This is a genomic window from Starkeya nomas (assembly GCF_902703545.1).
Classification (GTDB): domain Bacteria; phylum Pseudomonadota; class Alphaproteobacteria; order Rhizobiales; family Xanthobacteraceae; genus Ancylobacter; species Ancylobacter moscoviensis.
This window is the reverse complement of record NZ_CACSAS010000001.1, coordinates 201769-219905: the sequence shown is the minus strand read 5'-3', so window position 1 is coordinate 219905 and position 18137 is coordinate 201769. Positions and strand designations below refer to the sequence as shown.

The following is an 18137-nucleotide window of genomic DNA, read 5'->3' as shown; positions in this document are numbered from 1 at the left end:
AAAGGGCGCTGCGTCACGTCTGCGCGAGCGTGCGCACCTCGGCGAGCGTCATCGGCACCGTCGCGCGGCCGTCGAAATAGACGAAGCGCAGCCGTCTCCGGCGCGACACCATGTGGGCGGGGAGCGGGTCGTGCCGGAAGCCGCCGCCGCCCAGATGCGGCATGACCGCGCCGACGTCGGTCACCTCGTCCGCCTCCACCCGCAGGAGGCTGACGCGAACGCCCTCGACAGTCACGGCATCGAAGGGCACATGGGCGAGGCGCAGGAAGCTCGTGGGATCGCTGGCCGAGGAGAAGCCTTCGACGAAGGCCTTCTCCACCAGATCGAGATCCGGCTCGACATGCGCATGGTCGCTTTCCTCCGGCGGCTCGGGCAGATGCGGGGTCTGCCACTGCGCGGTCGGGCGTGGGGTGTCGAGGTGATTGTGCCCCCCGTGGGGATGGCCGTGCGAATGCGCATGCAGGTGCCCGCCGGCGCCGTGGTCGTGGTGATCGTGGCCGCGATGCATGGTTCTCTCCCCTTGCTCGCCCTTCCCAAGAGGCGGACTCAGAAGCTCACCGGCTTGTCGATGATGTGCTTGTGGCTGCCGAGCTTGCCATGCGCCACCATCGAGCCGAGCGCCTCGACGACGACGCGCAGGCCGAACAGGGCGGTGATGTCCGAGGTGTCGTAGGGCGGCGAGACCTCCACCACCTCCAGCCCGCACAGGCCCTCGGCGGCGACGAGGCCGAGGATCTTCAGCGCCTCGCGCGGCAGGAAGCCGCCGGGCTCCGGCCAGCCGGTACCGGGGACGAAGCCGCAGTCGATGCTGTCGACGTCGAAGGAGATGTAGACCGCGTCGGCATCCTTCCAGGCGAGTTCGAGGGCGATCTCGGCCGTCTTCTCCAGCCCGATCTTCTCGATGTCGTCGATGGTCAGCACGTTGGTGCCGCGCTTGCGCGCCTCCTGCACGCCGTAGCGCGGAACCTGCCAGCCGCCGATGCCGAGCTGTACGAGGTTCTTCGGCGAGACGTTCGGCAGGTTCGTCGCCCAGTACCAGGGCGTGGTGTGCATGCGCTCGTCGAGATCCTTTTCCTGGATGTCGATGTGGCGGTCGAAATGGATGATGCCTATGCGCTTGGAGGTGCACTCGGCGATGCCGCGCACGCAGGGAAAGCCGATGGAATGGTCGCCGCCGAGCATGATCGGCAGCGCGCCGGAGGAGAAGACGTGGCTGACGCCCTTCGAGATCTGGTCGAAGCTCTTCTCGAGGTTCGCCGGAATGGTGAACACGTCGCCCGCGTCGCACAGCGTCATCTGCTCGCGCAGGTCGACGCCGAGTTCGTAATTATAGGGCGTGTAGAGCGCCGAGATGCGGCGAATACCCTGCGGCCCGAAGCGGGTGCCGGGGCGGTAGGTGGTACCGCTGTCGAAGGGGATGCCGAGCACGGCGGCATCGTACTTGCCGACATCGCGCACATTCTCGACATAGGGCGCCTTGAGGAAGGTGTTGATGCCGGCGAAATGGGGCAGCTCGCCGCGCGCGAAGGTCGGGATCGACTTGTCGGTGATCGAGTCGGCGCCGGGCAGGCCCATGTCGAGCGCCCATTGCTGCTCCTTGCGCCAGCCGGCCTCGGAGAGGCCCTCCTCGGCCTCCAGCGCCTTCCAGCCCTGCATCCCCTTGATCTCGAAATTGGGGTGGTGGCGGCGCAGGCGCGCGGGGACGGGCCGCAGGCCCGCCATGTGAGTGGAACGCTGGGGAGAGTGGCGCATCATGGAATCTCCATTCCGCCGAAGGACCTGAACGCGGCCTTCGCGGGGAGACCCGGGCGGATGGCCGGAGGGTCTGCGCCGCGAATGCCGTCGCGCGAACCTCCCGGGCTTTTGTCCCGCCGTGGACCCGGCGCCTGTCGGCAGCGCCGGGCTGCCCCTCTCGGACCAGCCGCGCCGGTGACACGTGGTCATCGGCGCCGGAACCCTAGGGACATTTGTACTAAGCGTAGAGCCACCTGCCGCCGGCCGGAAGCCCGGATAAGCGGCAGATGCCTAGTCCCGGCGCCGAAAACTTCGGCGCCGCCGGATTGATCACATGGCGCCGGCCAGCAGGCCAAGACCGGCGACAGCGACGACGACGCCCAGCCCCTGCACGAGGCGCGGTGCCCGGGTCTCGCCCGCCTTGCCCAGGGCGAGGCCGGCACCGATGCCGACCATGTGCAGCAGCGCGGTGGCGAGCATGAAGCCGACGGCATAGGCGGCGCCTGAGGCGCTCTCCGGCATCTCCGCGCCATGGGCATGGCCGTGGAACAGCGCGAAGAAGCCGACCAGCGCCATCGCCGCGCCGAGCGGCCAGTTGCGGTAGCCGAGCGCGACGACGAGGCCGAGCACGATGATCGAGCCGACGATGCCGAACTCGACGAACGGAACGTCGATGCCGGCCATGCCGAGCCCGCCGCCGACCGCCATCAATCCGACGAAGCTCGCGGGAACCGCCCAGAGCGCGCGGCCGCCGAGCGAGGCGGCGAAGATGCCGACCGCCACCATGGCCAGGACGTGATCGAGGCCGCCGACCGGATGCATGAAGCCCTGGGCGAAGCCGTAGCTGTCGCCGTGGCCGGGATGAGCGAAGGCAAGGCTCGGGCTAAGCGCGAGGAAGGCGGCGATGGCGCCGCGGGTGGCGTGACGGCGGACGCTGGACGGGACGAAGTTGGACATGACGATCCCTCGTGGAAAAGGCAGGCCGCCTTCGGGTGCCCCCGGTGCGTACGTCTGCGTAGGATGATTTGGCACGGCGAGCATAGGCCGAGGGGGCGACCCGGTGAATCCGCTTCGCGCCCCGGTCATAGCCCATGCAGCGGCCATGCCAAGGCGGCTACTTGGTGCCGAAGATGCGGTCGCCGGCGTCGCCGATGCCGGGAACGATATAGCCGTGGTCGTTGAGATGACTGTCGACCGCGGCGGCGAAGATCGGCACGTCGGGATGGGCTTCGTACATCGCCTGCACGCCTTCCGGCGCGGCGAGGAGACAGACGAACTTGATGGACTGGCAGCCCGCGGCCTTGATTTCCGACACGGCGGCGACCGCCGAATTGCCGGTGGCCAGCATCGGGTCGAGCACGATCGCGGTCCGGCTGGAAATATCGCGCGGCAGCTTGAGATAGTACTCCACCGCCGCCAGCGAGACCGGATCGCGGTAGAGGCCGACATGGCCGACGCGCGCCGCCGGCAGGATTTCCAGCATGCCCTCCAATATGCCGCCGCCGGCGCGCAGCACCGAGACGAGGCAGAGCTTCTTTCCGGCCACGACCGGCGCCTGCATCGTCGCCAGCGGCGTCTCGATCTCGATCAGCTCGGTCGGCATGTCGCGCGTCACCTCATAGGCGAGCAGCATGCTGATCTCGCGCAGCAGCAGCCGGAACTCGTTGGCCGGCGTGCGCGAGCGGCGCATCAGGGTGAGCTTGTGCTGGATCATCGGGTGATCGACGACGGTCACGTTCGGCGGCAGGGGCGCCCCGGTGAGGACGTTCGACGCAGGGGTGGGAGCGTTCATGACGGGGCAACTCGCTCGGACTGGGTGACGCATTTATGGCAGATGCCATCGCCTTCCTCGACGGGAGGATAGCGTGAAACGCGATACAAGAAACGGACCAGTTCGTCTGATTTTTTGATGGCCCGCTGCCGGCCCCTCTTGCGGAGCGTGGGAATTCGCGCTCACATTGATTGCTTCCAGTAAGCCGGCGAGGGGGCCGGCCGGAGAAGCGAGCCAGTCATGTCCGTCAATGCCAATGCAGGCGGTCGTTCCCGCAATCACATCGTCCTCACCTCGCACGGTGCGCCGACCGGCGTCGCCGGCACCGCCCCGACGCTGAACTGGGGCGCGCCGGACCCGGCGCTGCGCGGCCCGGTGGTGGCGACCCTCACCGATCCCACGCACCGCAACGCCATCGGCGCCCATGCCGGCGGCTATTCGGTCTATCGCGCGCTGGCCATCGCCGCGGGCGCGCTGCCGGCCGACTTCAAGGCCGATCTCACCAATACCGCGCCGTCCGACGCCATCGGCCCGCATCCGCAATGGGCCGACCCGGCCAAGATCGTCTCCCTCGACCCCTACGGGCACATCACCGGCGAGGCCTTCGCGGAGGCGCTCGCGGCCGGGCTCGACGTGCGTCCGACCATCGCCGTCACGCGCGCCCATATCGACATGCCGGAGATCCGCGAGGCGATCAAAGCCGGGCGCCTGAAGATCGACGGCGACATCATCGGACCCAAGGGGGACGTGCGTGTCACCAAGGCGGCGATCGAGCCGGTCTGGTACCTGCCGGGCATCGCCGAACGGTTCGGCGTCTCGGAAGGCGCGCTGCGCCGCGCCCTGTTCGAGCATACGGGCGGCATGTTCCCGGAACTGGTGACGCGCGGCGACCTCAAGGTCTTCCTGCCGCCCATTGGCGGCATGACGCTCTACATGTTCGGCGATCCCGCCAAGATCGGCGACGGCGTGACGCCGCTCGCCTGCCGGGTGCATGACGAGTGCAACGGTTCCGACGTGTTTTCCTCCGACATCTGCACCTGCCGCCCCTATCTCGCCCACGGCATCGAGATCTGCGTGGAGATGGCGCAGAAGGGAGGCGTCGGCCTGGTGATCTACAACCGCAAGGAAGGCCGCGCGCTCGGCGAGGTGACGAAATTCCTCGTCTACAACGCCCGCAAGCGGCAGGAGGGCGGCGACCGGCCGGACGCCTATTTCAAGCGCACCGAATGCGTCGCCGGCGTACAGGACATGCGCTTCCAGGAGCTGATGCCGGACGTGTTCCACTGGCTCGGCATCTCGAAGATCGACCGCTTCGCCTCGATGAGCGACATGAAGTTCAACGCGCTGGCGCGAGCGGGCATCGAGGTGGTGGAACGGGTGCCGATTCCCGACGAGCTGATCCCCCCGGATGCCCGGGTCGAGATGGAGGCGAAGGTCTCCGCCGGCTATTACGGTGCCGGCTTCCAGAGCCAGTACGACGCCACGCAGGGACGGGCGCTGGAGGAGTAGCGGCCGGCGCCGCCCGTATTCACCACGTCATGGCCGGGCTTGGCCCGGCCATCCACGTCTTCCCTGAACAAGGCGTGGATCCCCGGGCCAAAGCCGGGGGATGACGGATGGTCTCTTCCAAAAGGAAGAGCCGGCTGCAAAGAGGATGCTCCTCGCATGACCCCGCCCGAACTCGCCGCCCTGCGCTCGCCCGCCGCCGTCCGTGCCCGCAGTCATCAGGTGCTGGATTACGTGCGGGCCGGGCACTCGCCGCACTTCACCGTGGACGAGTCGGCGCTGGACGGCATCGCCGACTATGTCGCCGAGGTCACGCGGCTGGCCTATCCGACGCTCGATATCCCCTATCACAGCCGCTGGCGGCATTTCGATGCCGGCGGCGTCGACCGCTGGGCGGCACTGGAGACGACGCTCGAAGGGGTGGACAGGGCCGAGCGCTCCCGCATCATGATCGACCTTGCCGTGGTCAGCGTGCTGCTCGATGCCGGCGCCGGCGATGCCTGGCGCTATCACGAGGCGCAGACCGGCCTGACGCTGGGCCGCTCGGAAGGCCTTGCCGTGGCGAGCCTGCGCATGTTCGAAGCCGGGGGCTTCTCCTCCGATCCGGCGCGCCCGCTGCGGGCCGATGCGCCGGCGCTGATCGCGCTCGACGCCGGGACGCTCGGCCGCCATTTCCAGGTCTCGGACGACAATCCGCTGGTCGGACTGGCGGGGCGGGCGGCGCTCCTCAACCGGCTGGGCCATGCGCTTGCCGCCCGGCCGGACCTGTTCGGCGACGCGGCGCTGCGGCCGGGCGGGCTCTATGACGCGCTGGTCCCTCAGGCGAAGGTCGGCCGCCTGCCGGCGGCGCTGATCCTCGGCGCGCTGCTCGACGGGCTCTCCGCGATCTGGCCGTCCGGGCTGCAGGTGGATGGCGTGGCGCTGGGCGATGTCGGGCGGCATCCGGCGGTGCGGGTCGACGATCTCTCCGACCAGCTCGTGCCGTTCCACAAGCTGTCGCAATGGCTTACCTATTCGCTGCTGGAGCCGTTCGAGGCGGCCGGGCTCGCCGTGACCGAGCTCGACACGCTGACGGCGCTGCCGGAATACCGCAATGGCGGCCTGCTGATCGATCTCGGCGCCATCGTGCCGCGCCAGCCCATCGACCCCGCGCAGAAGCAGCCGGTGGCGTCCGAGCTGGTGGTCGAATGGCGCGCGCTTACCGTGGCGCTGATGGATCTGCTCGCCGACCGGGTGCGCGAGCGGCTGGGGCTCGATGCCTCGCAATTCCCGCTCGCCAAGATGCTGCAGGGCGGCACCTGGACGGCGGGCCGGCGCATCGCCGCCGAGCGTCGCCCGCCGGCCGGTCCGCCGCCGCTCGCCATCGACGCGGATGGGACGGTGTTCTGACGGCTGGACGATAAAAATGGCCGGGCCTCGCGACGAGCCCGGCCATGGGGAAGGCGGCTCAGGTCCGGCTCAGTCGAGCTGCGCGCCGGAGGCCTTCACGATCGGCGCCCATTTGGCGAGTTCCTTCTTCACATGCTCGGCCAGCTCTTCCGGCGTCGAGCCGACGGGCGTGGCGCTGAAGTCGGCGAGGCGCGACTGCACCTTCGGGTCGGTCAGCGCCTTGTTGGCGGCGGCGTTCAGCTTGGCGACCACTTCCGGCGGCGTGCCGGCGGGGGCGAAGACGGCGTTCCACGTATAGGTCTCGTAGCCGGGGATGGCCTCGGCGATGGCCGGAACGTCGGGGAAGGAAGTCGCGCGCTTGGCGGTGGTCACGCCCAGGGCCCGGAGCTTGCCACTCTTGATATGCCCCGAGGAGGAGGGGAGGTTGTCGAACATGATCGGCACCTGCCCGGACATCACGTCGATGAGGGCCGGGCCCGCGCCCTGATAGGGAATGTGCTGCATGTCGACGCCGGCCATGCTCTTGAACAGCTCGCCGGACAGGTGCAGCGGCGTGCCGTTGCCGGAGGAGGCATAGGCGTATTTGCCCGGGTCCTTCTTGAGGAGGGCGATCAGCTCCTCGGTCGTCTTGGCGGGGAAGTCGGGGTGCACCACCAGCACGTTGGGCACGATGGCGAGCAGCGAGACCGGCGCGAAGCTGGTGACCGGATCGTAGGGCATCTTCTTGTAGAGCGCCGGGTTCAGCGCGTGGGTGGCGACCGTGCCCATGAGGATGGTGTAGCCGTCCGGCGTGGCCTTGGCGACCTGCGCGGCGCCGAGATTGCCGCCCGCGCCGCCTTTGTTCTCGACGACGACCGGCTGGCCGAGCTCGGTGGTCATGCGCTCGGCGATCAGCCGTCCGACCAGGTCGGTCGAGCCGCCGGCGGCGAAGGGGATGACGAGGGTGACCGGCCGGGTCGGGAAATCCTGCGCCGCGGCGGGAGCGAGGGCGAGGACGGATGTGACGGCGGCGGCGAACAGAGTGCGGAACATCAGGCAACCTCCCTTGTGATGCGCGTCCGGGGCGATGCGCTTGCTTTTCATGGCGTGCCGTCGGGCACGCGGGGCCTCTGCGGGCCCCTGACGCTTGACCGCAAAGTGAGGCATCGCGCGGCCAGGCTCAATCCTCCATTGGTCGCCGGGTGAGGGATCCGTGGCGCGGTCGCTCAAATTGTATGTAATTTCGCAATGGATTGTATCCGATCGATGCAGGTTGCCTATTTGATGGGCGGTGCGCCGCGCGGCTGACGGAGGCGGATGGCGTGGCGAGCGGCGCACGGCGGTCGCCACGGCACTTTTTCCGGAATGGACCAACTGGCATATCGCTTGCGTTCTTCCCCTACCGTTGCGGAGCAGCAGGGGAGCCGTGCCGACGACATGACAAAGGGCGCCGATATCGAGCTCATCCATGTCACCAAGCGCTACGGCGCGGCGCTGGCGGTCGATGCCGTCTCGCTGAAGATACCGGCCGGAACCTATTGCTGCCTGCTGGGGCCGTCGGGCTGCGGCAAGACCACCACGCTGCGCATGATCGCCGGCCATGAGAGCATCTCCGAGGGCGACATCCGACTCGGGCCGACCGTCGTCTCGGACCTGCCGCCGGCCCGGCGCGGCACGGCGATGATGTTCCAGAGCTACGCGCTGTTTCCTCATCTCGACGTCGGCGACAACGTCGCCTTCTCGCTGAAGATGAAGGGCGTGGACAAGCCGACGCGCCGTGCGAAGGCGCTCGATATGCTGAAGCTGGTCCACATGGATCATCTCGCCGAGCGCCGGCCGGCGCAGCTCTCCGGCGGCCAGCAGCAGCGCGTGGCGCTGGCCCGCGCGCTGATCACCGATCCGCAGGCCCTGCTGCTCGACGAGCCGCTCTCCGCGCTCGACCCCTTCCTCAAGATCAAGGTGCGGCAGGAGCTGAAGCGCCTGCAGCTCCAGCTCGGCATCTCCTTCATCCACGTCACCCACAGCCAGGAGGAGGCGATGGCGCTCTCCGACCTCGTGGTGGTGATGAATGGCGGGCGGATCGAGCAGGCGGCGACGCCGCGCGAGGTCTTCAACCGGCCCGCCACCGCCTTCGTCGCCCGCTTCATGGGCGACCACAACGTCCTGTCCGGCCGGGTGACGGCGGTCGGCGCGGAGGAAGTGACCTTCGAGGTGCCCGGTGGCGCGTCGTTCAAGGCTCCCGGCGCGCCGGGGCTGGAGCCGGGGGCGCCGGTGGAGATCGCGGTGCGCACCGACCGGGTGCGGCTGGCGGAGGGCGCGGCGCCGGGCTGCGGCCTCACCGGCCTCGTGCAGAACATCGAGTATCACGGCCAGAAGGTTCAGGTCGCCCTTGCCGCGCCGGGAGTGGACGAGTTCTCGGTGCAGGTGCCGGAAACCGCCTTCTTCGAGGCGCCGCTCGCGGTGGGCGATGCGGTCCCGCTCGCCTGGACGCCGCAGGACGTCCACATCCTCGACGCCTCGCCTTCGGCCTGATCCCACTGTCCGCAAACAACAGCCGACCAACGCTCGGGAGACAGACATGAGCCAGAAGACCACGGACCGCACCGGCACCCGCGCTGCCAAGGGCGCCGATGGGATGACCCGCCGCAACGTGCTGAAGGGAGCCGCCGCGCTCGGCGGTCTCGCCGCCGGCTCGGGCGCCGTCACCGGCTTTCCCACCATCTGGGCGCAGAACCCGATCACGCTGCGCCAGTTCGGCACCGGCGTGTCGAACCTCAACGCCATCGCCGAGAAGTGTAAGGCGGATCTCGGCATCACGCTGCAGATGACGGCGCTCGATTCCGATGCGGTCTCCCAGCGCGTGGTGACGCAGGCGAACAGCTTCGACATCGCCGACATCGAATACTGGATCTGCAAGAAGGTGTTCGCCGCGGGCACGCTGCAGCCGATGGACGTGAAGAAGATCAAGTACTACGACGACATCGTGCCGATCTTCACCACCGGCAAGCTCACCCCGGAATCGAAGATCGCCCAGGGTACCGCGCCGAACACGGTCGGCTTCGTGGAAGGGCCGGACTCCAAGAAGTTCGCCCCCACGCCCACCCAGTGGATGACGCTGATCCCGACCATCTACAACGCCGACACGCTGGGCATCCGCCCCGATCTCGTCGGCCGCCCGATCAAGAACTGGAAGGACATTCTCGATCCCGCCTTCAAGGGCAAGACCTCGATCCTGAACATCCCGTCCATCGGCATCATGGACGCGGCGATGATCTGCGAGAGCGCCGGCATCATTAAATACGGCGACAAGGGTAACATGACCAAGGCAGAGATCGACACCACCATCGATTTCCTCATCAAGACCAAGAAGGACGGCCAGTTCCGCGCCTTCTGGAAGACCTTCGACGAGAGCGTGAACCTGATGGCCTCGGGCGAGGTCGTCATCCAGTCCATGTGGTCGCCCGCCGTGGCCGCCGTGCGCTCCAAGGGCATTCCCTGCGTCTACCAGCCGCTGGAGGAAGGCTACCGCGCCTGGGGCGGCGGCCTCGGCCTCGCCAGGCACCTCAAGGGTGCCCAGCTCGACGCGGCCTATGAGTACATCAACTGGTATCTCTCCGGCTGGGTCGGCGCTTACCTCAACCGCCAAGGCTACTACTCCGCCGTGCTCTCCACCGCCGAGAAGAACATGACGCCGGACGAGTGGGCGTTCTGGATGCTCGGCCAGCCCGCCAAGGCCGACATCCTCTCGCCGGAGGGCAAGGTGATGTACACGGCCGGCGCGGTGCGCGACGGCGGGTCCTTCCAGGACCGCATGGGCGCGGTCGCCTGCTGGAACTCGGTGATGGACGAGGACCGCTACATGGTCCGCCGCTGGAACGAGTTCATCGCCGCGTGAGGCAAGAACGCCGTCATGGCCGGGCTTGGCCCGGCCATCCGCGCCTTGGTTGAGAGGGCGGACGGCAGAAAGACCTGGATCCCCGGGCCAAGCCCGGGGATGACGACGCTAGCAGGAATTCAGTCGCTACATATTCCCGGTGACGGCACGGCCCATGACCCTCTCGCGCATAGCACCCTATCTACAGGCGACGCCGCTCACCGCCATCCTCGCGGCGTTCCTCGTGCTGCCGATCGCCACCATCGTGATGGTGAGCTTCTGGGACTATGATTCCATCCAGATCTTCCCGGCCTTCGTCTTCACCAATTACGAGGAGACGATCAGCTCGCCGGTGACCTGGAACACCTATCTCAACACGCTCAAATACACCGTCATCGTCTGGGCGGTGACGCTCGTCATCGGCTTCTGGGTCGCCTACTACCTCGCCTTCCACATTCGCTCGGCGACGGCGCAGATGGTGCTGTTCCTCGTCTGCACCATCCCGTTCCTGACCTCGAACATCATCCGCATGATCTCGTGGATCCCGTTCCTCGGGCGCAACGGGCTGCTGAACCAGACGCTGATGACCATGGGCGTCATCGACCAGCCGCTGGAGTTCCTGCTGTTCTCGGATTTCGCGGTGGTGCTGGCCATGGTGCATCTCTACACGCTGTTCATGGTCACCCCGATCTTCAACACGCTGATGCGCATCGACCGGGCGCTGATCGAGGCCGCGCGCGACGCCGGGGCGAATGCCTGGCAGATCCTCACCAACGTCATCATCCCGCTGGCCAAGCCCGGCATCGCCATCGGCTCGATCTTCGTCGTCACGCTGGTGATGGGGGACTTCATCACCGTGCGCTTCATGTCCGGCGGCCAGTCGGCCTCGGTCGGGCTGATGATGGCGAACCAGATCGCGCTGCTGCAGTACCCGGCGGCGGCGGCGAACGCGGTGATCCTGCTGATCCTCGTGCTGCTGCTGGTCGGCGGCATCCTGCGCATCGTCAACATCCGCAGAGAACTCTAAGTATTCTGGAGCTGTGAGCGATGAACTCCGAAAAACGCGGCCCCGGCTTCTACGTGCTCACCGCCTTCTTCGTGCTGTTCGTGCTGTTCCTTTACGGGCCGCTGACGACGATCTTCATCCTGTCCTTCCAGGGGCCGAATGGCGGGCTCACCTTCCCGATGAACGGGACGTCGCTGCGCTGGTTCCAGAACCTGCTGTTCGAGCAGCAGGCGGTGGGCGATTTCGGCGGCGCCTTCTCGCGCTCGCTGGTGCTCGGGCTCATGACCATGCTGACCACGGTGGTGGTCTCGCTGCTGGCCGGCCTCGCCTTCCGCCGCCGCTTCGTCGGCTCGGGCCCGCTCTTCTACCTCACCATCGCCAGCCTGATCGTGCCCTCGATCCTGATCTCGCTCGGCATCGGCCTCGCCTTCAACGTGTTCGGGCTGGAGCCGGCCTGGTACTCCTCTGCCTTCGGCGCGCATCTCACCTGGACTTTGCCTTTCGGCCTCCTGATCATGTTCGCCGTCTTCAACCGCTTCAACCCGGCCTATGAGGAGGCGGCGCGCGATCTCGGCGCGAGTCCGTGGCAGACCTTCGCCCATGTGGTGCTGCCGATCATCCTGCCGAGCCTGATCGGCGTCGGCCTGTTCGGCTTCACGCTGTCCTATGACGAGTTCGCCCGCACGCTGATGACCTCGGGCAGCTTCAACACGCTGCCGCTGGAGATCTACGGGATGACGACCAACGTCACGACACCGGTGCTCTATGCGCTCGGCACGGTGACGACGGTGTTCTCCATGGCGGTCATCCTGGTCGCGCTCGCCACCATCGCCGTGCTGCGCAAGAGACGCGCCCGCCGCATCGCCGGATAACGGCGCGCGCCGCCTGTTCCGTTGCGGAAAGTCCCGATACGCCAAGCTGTTGGGTGCCGGAAAGGCGACGGTATCGGTAGGGAACCGGATGGCCCATGGCCGGTTGATGTCCAAAATATGTCGTGTGCCGGCAGGCCCGGCGAGAGGCGGCGTGGGACGTCACGGGAGAACGCCATGAACATCAGCACCACGGATCGCACGATCTGCGACCTTCTCAAGGAAGTCGCGCGCGACGACCGTAAGCACGCGCTGACCATCAAGCTGCGCAGCGGCGACACGATCACCGCCTATGGCCCGATCGAGGTCGCCGACCGCTTCATGCTCTGCCGGCTGCACGACAACAATTATGAAGGCAACCAGATCATCGCGATCGACACGATCGAGATGATCCGCTGAGCGGGAGGCGGGCGCGTCGCGTGAGAGCGGCGCCCGCGCTGCAGGCCCGGAGCCGTTTCAGCCCTTCACGTCCGTGTCCGGACGGTCGGTGCCGCGCGCAGTTTCCTCGTGCCACTTCCCGGCCTTGTCCTCGAATTCGATCGGCGTCGTGTCGCCGGGCGCCTTCTGCTCGCGCGCGGCGCGCTCGGCAGCCTGCCGCGCGGCATCGTGCGACGGGAAGGTTTCCGAGAACACGTCGCCGACCTTGTACGCCCAGCCGCCGTCATGCTCGACGATCCGGTAGGTGACATGAGCCATTTCGATTCCTCCCGCTCGCGGTATGTCCGACCAGCGATATGGGCCCGGTCATCGGCGGTCGCCAGTGCCGGACCGGAAGGAGGCCGTGCGATTGCGATGCACCGGGCGTGTCGGGGCGAACGGGAGCCGTCGGTCGACGGAAGTGTGGGGAAAGCTGGTGCTGCGAGAGAGGATTGAACTCTCGACCTCTCCCTTACCAAGGGAGTGCTCTACCACTGAGCTACCGCAGCGCTGGCCGGTCGACGGGGCGGCCCGTCGAGGCGCCGGGACGTTTGCCACAGCCCGCCGGCCGGCGCAAGCGTCGGGCGTGTAATTCCCGCGAGGCTGTGCATGCCTTTCCCTCCGCCCCGGCTTTCCGCGGCGCGTGCCGCTGTTCCGAGGGCATCGTCGGCGCGGGGCTCTTCCGTCCGTCCCGCGCGCGCATTATGGCTTGGAGGACGATCACAGGAGAGCGGGATGAGCGGCCCCGATGATGCCGTGCGCGCCGAGCGCCTCGCGGCGGCGCTGCGGGAAAATCTCAAGCGGCGCAAGCAGCAGGCGCGGGGCCGGCAGGCCGGTCCGGCCGAGACGGAGGCCGAAGCGGGCGCCGCCGTCGCCCCGGAGCCCGGCGCGGCCGACAAGGACGGCGGGGAGCGCTGAAGGACGGCGAATTGTCCCGCCCCGCGACATGCTCTAGACCAATAGGCAAACAAAGGGCGGTGGCGCCACGAATCGGCCCCATCGCTTCGTCATTGCCGCCGCTTCGAGCGCCGGCCGCGTTCCCGATCCCCTCCGCACCCGTGTGTGGCCGGACCCGGGCCGTGCGCGCCGCTCCCGGGCTGGAAGGAGAAGTGAACCTTGGACCGTATCCGCATCGTCGGCGGCAATCCGCTCAACGGGTCGATCCCGATTTCCGGCGCCAAGAACGCCGCCCTGCCGCTGATGATCGCGGGTCTGCTGACCGACGAGAAGCTGGTGCTGGAGAACGTGCCGCGCCTCGCCGACGTGTCGCAGCTCCAGCGCATCCTCGGCAATCACGGCATCGACATCACCGTCAACGGCAAGCGGCGCGGCGACGACGCCTATGCCGGCCAGACGCTGGAGATCGACGCGCGCGTCATCGTCGACACCACCGCGCCCTATGACCTCGTCTCCAAGATGCGCGCGAGCTTCTGGGTCATCGCCCCGCTGCTGGCGCGCATGGGCGAGGCCAAGGTGTCGCTGCCCGGCGGCTGCGCCATCGGCACGCGCCCGGTGGACTTCCACCTCGACGCGCTGCGCGCGCTGGGCGCGGAGATCGAGATCGACGGCGGCTATGTGCTCGCCCGCGCCCCGAAGGGGCTGAAGGGCGCGCGGATCGACTTCCCGAAGGTTTCGGTCGGCGCCACCCACACGGCGATCATGGCGGCGAGCCTCGCCGACGGCGAGACGATCATCGAGAACGCGGCGCGCGAGCCGGAGATCGTCGACCTCGCGGACTGCATCAACGCCATGGGCGGGCGCATCGAGGGCCACGGCACCTCGACCGTGCGCATCACCGGCGTGCCGCGCCTGAAGGGCGCGCGCCACTGCGTGCTGCCGGACCGCATCGAGACCGGCACCTACGCCATGGCGGTGGCGATGACGGGCGGCGACGTCCTGCTCTCCGGCGCGCGGGCGGACCTGCTCGATTCGGCCCTCGACACGCTGCGCGAGGCCGGCGCGGAGATCACGGTTTCCAATCAGGGCCTGCGCGTGAAGCGCAACGGCGCGGGAATCGCGCCGGTCGAGGTGACGACGGCGCCGTTCCCCGGCTTCCCGACCGACCTGCAGGCGCAGCTCATGGCACTCACCACGCGGGCGCGCGGCACCTCGAAGATCACCGAGACCATCTTCGAGAACCGCTTCATGCATGTGCAGGAGCTGGCCCGCCTCGGCGCCAACATCCATCTCGACGGCGAGACCGCGACCATCGAGGGCGTGGAGAAGCTGAAGGGCGCGCCGGTGATGGCCACCGACCTGCGCGCCTCGGTGTCGCTGGTGATCGGTGCGCTCGCCGCCGAAGGCGAGAGCATGATCCATCGCGTCTATCACCTCGATCGCGGCTTCGAGCGGCTGGAGGAGAAGCTCTCCGCCTGCGGCGCCGAGATCGAGCGCATCGCCGGCTGAGGGCCGTCTACGCACTCTGCCGAGGGTCGCTCCCGGTCCTCTTGCCGTGCACGTGCATCGACGCCATCTGGGCGGCAGACGGCGTTGCACGGATGTTCCGCCGGGTAGGGCGCGGCGCCGGTAGGTTGGGCGCCGGCGGGGTATGCTTGCGGAGATGAGGATATGGCCGGGCTGAAGCTGATTGCGCTGGACGGTGAGGATTTGGCGGTGCTTTCGGTGCACCTCCAGGATGCGATCGTCGGGATCGCGGACATGACCTACCTGCCGAGGGAGCGGCGTTTCGTGCTGCTCGCCAACCGCTTCGACTGGGAGAAGGCGATCCAGGCCGAGGCGATGGCGGATATCGAGGAGCCGGCTGGCGGAGTGCCGGTGGCCTTGGCGGCCACGCATACCGCGCCGAATGCCGCGCCCTGCGTGCGGCGCCGTGCCGGGCTGCGTTTCGAGCGGGTGCTCGGGGCGCGCGTGCGCGGCATCGACCTCACGAAGAAGCAGGGAGTGCTGAACCTGCTGGCGCTGACCTTCGAGGAGACGGACGCCCCTTCCGGCACTGTCACCTTCCTGTTTTCGGGCGGCGCCGAGGTCCAGCTCGACGTCGAGTGCATGGAAGCCGGGCTCGAGGATTTGGGGCCCGCCTGGGACGCCAAGGGCACGCCCTGCCACGACTGAGAACGGCGCGCCCGCCCGCATGCCCTCTTGTGTTCCGCGAGCCCGGTTGCGATAGGACAGGCGACCGATCGCCCGCATGGCCGGGCGTGACGTGAATCCGCGCCCGCAAGCCTGCGCGCGAACCGTTCCGCAGGCTTCCCGACCCGCAGGACCCGACATGCCGCTCCGCCTCGATACACGCTCCCCTGATTTCTCCGAGCGCTTCCGCGCCTTTCTCGGCACCAAGCGGGAGGTCTCGCAGGATGTGGCGCAGGCGGTGGCCCGCATCGTCGAGGATGTGCGCACGCGCGGCGACGCGGCGCTGGTCGAGCTGTCCCGCCAGTTCGACCGTGTCGATCTCGGCGCGCTGGGCATCCGGGTCTCGCAGGAGGAGATCGGCGCGGCGGTAAAGGCCGCCGATCCGGCGACGCTGGAAGCTCTGCGCTTCGCGCACCAGCGCATCCGCGCCCATCACGAGCGTCAGCTTCCCGCGAGCGGGCGCTATGTCGATGCCGCCGGCGTCGAGCTCGGGCACCGCTGGACGCCGGTGGACGCCGTGGGGCTCTACGTGCCCGGCGGCACGGCGGCCTATCCGTCCTCCGTGCTGATGAACGCGGTGCCGGCCAAGGTGGCGGGGGTGAAGCGCCTCGCCATGGTGGTGCCGGCGCCCGACGGCAAGCTCAACCCGCTGGTGCTCGCCGCCGCCGATCTCGCCGGCGTCGACGAGGTGTACCGCGTCGGCGGGGCGCAGGCCGTGGCCGCGCTCGCCTACGGCACGCAGACCATCGCGCCGGTGGCCAAGATCGTCGGCCCCGGCAACGCCTATGTGGCGGCCGCCAAGCGGCACGTCTTCGGCACGGTCGGCATCGACATGGTGGCGGGGCCCTCCGAGGTGCTGGTGATCGCCGATGGCGAGCAGAACCCGGACTGGATCGCCGCCGACCTGCTCGCGCAGGCCGAGCACGACACGGCCGCCCAGTCGATCCTGATGACCGACGATGCCGCGCTGGCCGAGGCGGTGATCGCCGCGGTGGAGCGGCAGCTCGCCACCCTGCCGCGCCGCGACATCGCGGCGAAGAGTTGGGAGGAATTCGGCGCCGTCATCACGCTCGCCAGCCTCGACGAGGCGCCGGCGCTCTCCGACCGCATCGCGCCCGAGCATCTGGAGATCATGGCGGCGGACGCCGAGGCGCTGGTGGAGCGTATCCACCATGCCGGGGCGATCTTCATCGGCGCCCATACGCCGGAGGCTATCGGCGATTATGTCGGCGGCTCCAACCACGTGCTGCCGACGGCGCGTTCGGCGCGCTTCTCCTCGGGCCTGGGCGTGCTCGACTTCCTGAAGCGCACCTCGATCCTCAAATGCGGGCCGGAGCAGCTGCGTGCGCTCGGGCCGGCGGCCATCGCGCTGGGCGAGGCGGAAGGGCTCGGCGCCCATGCCCGCTCGGTGGCGATCCGGCTCAATCTCTGACGGGCGCGCGATGGGGCAGGCCGATCCGCACGTCGATCCGCACGCCGATTCCCGCCGCCTGGTGGCGGTGACGCTGGACAACCATTCCATCGGCCGCTCCAGCAGCGATGTGGAGCATGAGCGCGCCGTCGCCATCTACGACCTGCTGGAAGAGAACAGCTTCACGCCGCTGGGCGACGGCGAGCCCGGCCCCTACTGCCTCGCCATCTCGCTGGTCGACGGCCGGCTGGTGCTCGACATTACCCGCGGGGACGGCGTCCCCGTGGTGCAGCACCATCTCTCGCTGAGCCCGCTGCGCCGGGTGGTGCGCGACTATTTCCTGGTCTGCGAGAGCTATTACTCCGCGATCCGCACCGCGACGCCGTCGCAGATCGAGGCGATCGACATGGGCCGGCGGGGCCTGCACAACGAGGGCTCGGAGCTGCTGCGCGAGCGGCTGAAGGACAAGATCACCCTCGATTTCGGCACGGCCCGGCGCCTGTTCACGCTGGTCTGCGCTCTGCACTGGAAAGGCTGAGCGTGTCGGCGGCCGGCGTCGACGGGGTAGCGGCCGGTCCGGCACCGGTCCGGCGCAGGGAGAGGCCGCAATCCGTGCTGTTCATGTGCGGGCAGAACAGCGTGCGCTCGCCCATGGCGGCGGTGCTGGCGCGGCATCTGTTCGGCCGCTCGCTCTATGTCGGCTCGGCCGGTGTCATGAAGGGGGAGATCGATCCTTTCGTCACCGCGGCCATCGACGAGATCGGCCTCGACCTCACCCGCCACCGGCCGCAGACGCTGGAGGAGCTGGAGGAGAACGAGGGGCTCGCCTTCGATCTCGTCATCACCCTGTCCCCCGACGCCCATCACCGGGCGCTGGAGCTTACCCGCACCAACGCCATTGATGTCGAATACTGGCCGACCCCCGATCCGACCCTGGCGAGCGGCAATCGCGAGCAGCGCCTCGACGCCTACCGCGCCGTGCGCGACGAGCTGGAGAACCGCATCCGCCTGCGCTTCCGGCAACCCTGAGGACGGTGTGCGCAGCAAGGGCGTTCTTTTTTTACCGGACATGGACTAGCTTGCCGGCCGAT

19 protein-coding genes, 1 tRNA gene and 1 riboswitch are annotated in these 18137 nt (G+C 68.4%); of the genes, 13 read left to right on the top strand and 7 right to left on the bottom strand.

The features are described 5' to 3' along the window. Window positions 1-13 precede the first annotated feature (13 nt). From STARVERO_RS01045 to upp, 4 genes are all read right to left on the bottom strand, one after another. Window positions 14-508 carry a hypothetical protein gene (locus tag STARVERO_RS01045; RefSeq protein ID WP_159597602.1) on the bottom strand — a complete coding sequence of 165 codons (495 nt, stop codon included), beginning with the start codon at window positions 506-508 and terminating at the stop codon, window positions 14-16. A gap of 38 nt (window positions 509-546) precedes the next feature. Next, window positions 547-1752, bottom strand: coding sequence for an agmatinase family protein (locus STARVERO_RS01040; RefSeq protein ID WP_144342078.1), 1206 nt, complete (start codon window positions 1750-1752; stop codon window positions 547-549). Between the two features lie 98 nt (window positions 1753-1850). Further along, window positions 1851-1972: riboswitch (guanidine-I (ykkC/yxkD leader) on the bottom strand. Between the two features lie 92 nt (window positions 1973-2064). Continuing rightward, window positions 2065-2691, bottom strand: a complete 627-nt coding sequence (locus tag STARVERO_RS01035) for a HupE/UreJ family protein (protein WP_159597601.1) — start codon at window positions 2689-2691, stop codon at window positions 2065-2067. Window positions 2692-2848: 157 nt separating this feature from the next. Beyond that, window positions 2849-3526: a uracil phosphoribosyltransferase gene (upp, locus tag STARVERO_RS01030; RefSeq protein ID WP_144341857.1), complete on the bottom strand. Its 678-nt coding sequence runs from the start codon at window positions 3524-3526 to the stop codon at window positions 2849-2851. A gap of 219 nt (window positions 3527-3745) precedes the next feature. Here upp and STARVERO_RS01025 point away from each other — a divergent pair, with 219 nt between their 5' ends. Together STARVERO_RS01025 and STARVERO_RS01020 are read left to right on the top strand one after the other, a co-directional pair. After that, window positions 3746-5014, top strand: a complete 1269-nt coding sequence (locus tag STARVERO_RS01025) for a GTP cyclohydrolase II (protein WP_159597600.1) — start codon at window positions 3746-3748, stop codon at window positions 5012-5014. 156 nt (window positions 5015-5170) lie between these two features. Further along, complete coding sequence (locus STARVERO_RS01020; RefSeq protein ID WP_159597599.1) at window positions 5171-6400, top strand: URC4/urg3 family protein; 1230 nt, start codon at window positions 5171-5173, stop codon at window positions 6398-6400. Window positions 6401-6469: 69 nt separating this feature from the next. On the opposite strand, the gene STARVERO_RS01015 is transcribed toward STARVERO_RS01020, so the two are convergent. Next, a complete protein-coding gene (locus STARVERO_RS01015) occupies window positions 6470-7432 on the bottom strand; it encodes a Bug family tripartite tricarboxylate transporter substrate binding protein (protein WP_159597598.1) in 963 nt (320 codons plus the stop codon). A gap of 384 nt (window positions 7433-7816) precedes the next feature. Between STARVERO_RS01015 and STARVERO_RS01010 the strand changes: the two genes are divergently transcribed. The 5 genes from STARVERO_RS01010 to STARVERO_RS00990 all read left to right on the top strand — a co-directional run bounded on the left by STARVERO_RS01010 (window position 7817) and on the right by STARVERO_RS00990 (window position 12527). Further along, window positions 7817-8911 carry an ABC transporter ATP-binding protein gene (locus STARVERO_RS01010; RefSeq protein ID WP_159597597.1) on the top strand — a complete coding sequence of 365 codons (1095 nt, stop codon included), beginning with the start codon at window positions 7817-7819 and terminating at the stop codon, window positions 8909-8911. A 46-nt stretch (window positions 8912-8957) separates the two neighbouring features. Then, window positions 8958-10274, top strand: a complete 1317-nt coding sequence (locus STARVERO_RS01005; RefSeq protein ID WP_159597596.1) for an ABC transporter substrate-binding protein — start codon at window positions 8958-8960, stop codon at window positions 10272-10274. 154 nt (window positions 10275-10428) lie between these two features. Then, window positions 10429-11280 carry an ABC transporter permease gene (locus tag STARVERO_RS01000; protein WP_144341863.1) on the top strand — a complete coding sequence of 284 codons (852 nt, stop codon included), beginning with the start codon at window positions 10429-10431 and terminating at the stop codon, window positions 11278-11280. Window positions 11281-11300: 20 nt separating this feature from the next. Next, window positions 11301-12131, top strand: a complete 831-nt coding sequence (locus STARVERO_RS00995; protein ID WP_144341864.1) for an ABC transporter permease — start codon at window positions 11301-11303, stop codon at window positions 12129-12131. A gap of 174 nt (window positions 12132-12305) precedes the next feature. Next, window positions 12306-12527, top strand: a complete 222-nt coding sequence (locus tag STARVERO_RS00990; protein WP_144341865.1) for a hypothetical protein — start codon at window positions 12306-12308, stop codon at window positions 12525-12527. A gap of 57 nt (window positions 12528-12584) precedes the next feature. Here STARVERO_RS00990 and STARVERO_RS00985 read toward each other — a convergent pair whose 3' ends face one another. After that, the gene (locus STARVERO_RS00985; RefSeq protein WP_144341866.1) at window positions 12585-12824 is read right to left on the bottom strand and encodes a DUF2188 domain-containing protein; all 240 of its coding nucleotides are present in this window, start codon (window positions 12822-12824) and stop codon (window positions 12585-12587) included. Between the two features lie 155 nt (window positions 12825-12979). Further along, window positions 12980-13054: transfer RNA gene (locus STARVERO_RS00980), tRNA-Thr, on the bottom strand. Between the two features lie 226 nt (window positions 13055-13280). On the opposite strand from STARVERO_RS00980, the gene STARVERO_RS00975 reads away from it, so the two are divergent. From STARVERO_RS00975 to STARVERO_RS00950, 6 genes are all read left to right on the top strand, one after another. After that, window positions 13281-13463: a hypothetical protein gene (locus STARVERO_RS00975; RefSeq protein WP_159597595.1), complete on the top strand. Its 183-nt coding sequence runs from the start codon at window positions 13281-13283 to the stop codon at window positions 13461-13463. 198 nt (window positions 13464-13661) lie between these two features. After that, on the top strand, window positions 13662-14951 hold the full coding sequence (gene murA / locus STARVERO_RS00970; RefSeq protein WP_144341868.1) for a UDP-N-acetylglucosamine 1-carboxyvinyltransferase: 1290 nt from the start codon (window positions 13662-13664) through the stop codon (window positions 14949-14951). Window positions 14952-15113: 162 nt separating this feature from the next. Continuing rightward, on the top strand, window positions 15114-15617 hold the full coding sequence (locus tag STARVERO_RS00965) for a DUF2948 family protein (protein WP_159597594.1): 504 nt from the start codon (window positions 15114-15116) through the stop codon (window positions 15615-15617). A 157-nt stretch (window positions 15618-15774) separates the two neighbouring features. Beyond that, window positions 15775-17067 carry a histidinol dehydrogenase gene (hisD, locus tag STARVERO_RS00960; RefSeq protein ID WP_159597593.1) on the top strand — a complete coding sequence of 431 codons (1293 nt, stop codon included), beginning with the start codon at window positions 15775-15777 and terminating at the stop codon, window positions 17065-17067. A 10-nt stretch (window positions 17068-17077) separates the two neighbouring features. Further along, complete coding sequence (locus tag STARVERO_RS00955) at window positions 17078-17584, top strand: UPF0262 family protein (RefSeq protein WP_159597592.1); 507 nt, start codon at window positions 17078-17080, stop codon at window positions 17582-17584. An 83-nt stretch (window positions 17585-17667) separates the two neighbouring features. Further along, window positions 17668-18075: an arsenate-mycothiol transferase ArsC gene (locus STARVERO_RS00950; protein WP_186291865.1), complete on the top strand. Its 408-nt coding sequence runs from the start codon at window positions 17668-17670 to the stop codon at window positions 18073-18075. Window positions 18076-18137: the final 62 nt, after the last annotated feature.